The following is a 1,939-nucleotide window of genomic DNA, read 5'->3' as shown; positions in this document are numbered from 1 at the left end:
CCGGCTCGGCATCGACGTGGGCGACGCCCGCATCGGGTCGCCGACCTGCGACCCGACGGGCGTCATCGCCACCCCCGTCGAGACCGTGCCGGCCGCCGCGACGCCATCGCGCGCATCGCGGCCCTGGCCGCCGAGCACGACGTGATGGAGTGCGTCGTCGGCCTGCCGCTGAGCCTCTCGGGTGCCGAGGGGCCGGCCGCGGCGAAGGTCCGGCTGTTCGCCGCGGAGCTGCAGCAGGCGGTCTCCCCGGCGGGCGTCCGGCTGTTCGACGAGCGGATGACTACGATGACCGCTGACGCGATGCTGCGTCAGGCCGGACGGACCGGACGCGGCAAGGCGAGCCGTGGCAAGCGCCAGGTCATCGACCAGGCGGCCGCTACCGTGATCCTCCAGACGGCACTCGACACCGAGCGGAGCCGGGGCAGCGCGCCCGGCGAGACCTTGTGAGGACGTATGACTGACAGCGGGCTCGGCCTCTTCGGCGACCAGGAGCAGCAACCGGCACCGTCCAGCGCTCCCGGGCGGCGACGGGCCCCCAAGAAGCGGCGCAGCCTCAAGCCGCTGCGCTGGATCATCGTGCTCGCCGTCGTGGCGGCGCTCGTGCTCGGCAGCGTCTGGGCCTGGAAGAAGGCCGACAGCTTCCTCAACGGTCCTGAGGACTACACCGGTCAGGGCACCGGCGAGGTCGTCGTCGAGATCAAGAAGGGCGACACCGGCTCCGACATCGCCCGCACCCTGTACGAGGCCGGGGTCGTCAAGAGCAGCGCGGCGTTCTACGAGCTGTCGCTGACCGACGACCGGGCCGCCTCGTTCCAGCCCGGCTTCTTCCAGCTGCGCAAGCAGATGTCCGCCGAGTGGGCGATGCGCGAGCTGACCGACCCGAAGAACCGGGTCGAGGGCAAGGTGACGATCCCCGAGGGGGCGCGCGTCGGGCAGATCGTCGAGGCGATCGCCAAGAACACCGAGATCGCCCAGGAGGACCTGGAGAAGGCGCTCGAGGACCCGAGCTCGATCGGCCTGCCCGAGGCGGCCGGCGGCAACCCCGAGGGCTGGCTCTACCCGGCCACGTACACGGTCCCGCCGGGCACGTCGGCCACCGACATCCTCAGCCAGATGGTGAAGAAGACCCTCGCGGTCGAGGAGGACCTCGACATCGACGCGCGAGCGGACGCGCTGGGGTTCTCCAAGGAGGAGATCCTCATCATCGCCAGCATCCTGGAGTACGAGGTCAACCGCGACGAGGACTTCGGCAAGGCCGCGCGGGTCATCTACAACCGGCTCGAGCAGGACATGCCGCTGCAGATGGACTCGACCGTCGCGTACGTGAGCGGACGTGAGGGCGACGTGTTCACGACCGCCGAGGAGCGGGACGCGGACTCGGAGTACAACACCTACAAGTACCCCGGCCTGCCGCCCGGACCGATCGGCTCGCCGGGTGAGGCGACCCTCGAGGCCGCGCTCAACCCGACCAAGGGCGACTGGCTGTACTTCGTGGCCGACCCCGAGAACGGCGGCACGGTGTTCACCGAGTCCTACTCCGAGCACCTGCGCAACGTCGAGCGGCTGCAGCAGTTCTGCCGCGAGAGCGAGAAGTGCTGATGCCGACCCGCTGCGCGGTCCTGGGCTCGCCGGTCGCCCACTCGCTGTCGCCGGCCATGCACCGGCACGCCTACGCCGAGCTCGGCCTGGACTGGGAGTACGACGCCCACGAGGTCGACGAGGCCGGGCTCGAGGGCTTCCTGGCCGGGCTGGACGACTCGTGGCGCGGGCTGTCGTGCACGATGCCGCTCAAGCAGCGCGCCCTGGCGCTCGCCGACGAGGCCGACCCGTTCGCCCGTCTCGTGGGCGTCGCCAACACGCTGGTGCGCACCGAGCGCCGGCGGCTGGCGCGCGCACACACCGACACCAGCGCCGCCGTCGCGGCGCTGGACGAGCAGGG

Annotated in this window: 3 protein-coding genes; all 3 read left to right on the top strand. The window is 71.4% G+C overall.

The window, feature by feature from the left end; genetic code table 11:
* Window positions 1–144: 144 nt before the first annotated feature.
* Window positions 145–447, top strand: coding sequence for a Holliday junction resolvase RuvX (ruvX, locus tag AC2W7G_RS14970; protein ID WP_485869141.1), 303 nt, complete (start codon window positions 145–147; stop codon window positions 445–447).
* Window positions 448–453: 6 nt separating this feature from the next.
* Window positions 454–1,599: an endolytic transglycosylase MltG gene (gene mltG / locus AC2W7G_RS14965; RefSeq protein ID WP_485869140.1), complete on the top strand. Its 1,146-nt coding sequence runs from the start codon at window positions 454–456 to the stop codon at window positions 1,597–1,599.
* On the top strand, window positions 1,599–1,939 hold a 341-nt coding region (locus tag AC2W7G_RS14960), incomplete at its 3' end, for a shikimate dehydrogenase family protein (protein ID WP_485869139.1). The genes mltG and AC2W7G_RS14960, both read left to right, overlap by 1 nt.

It is taken from the genome of Aeromicrobium sp. PFPM2_SD2 (assembly GCF_057364525.1).
The sequence above is the reverse complement of the archived record's forward strand: the minus strand, read 5'-3'. Positions and strand labels throughout refer to the sequence as shown.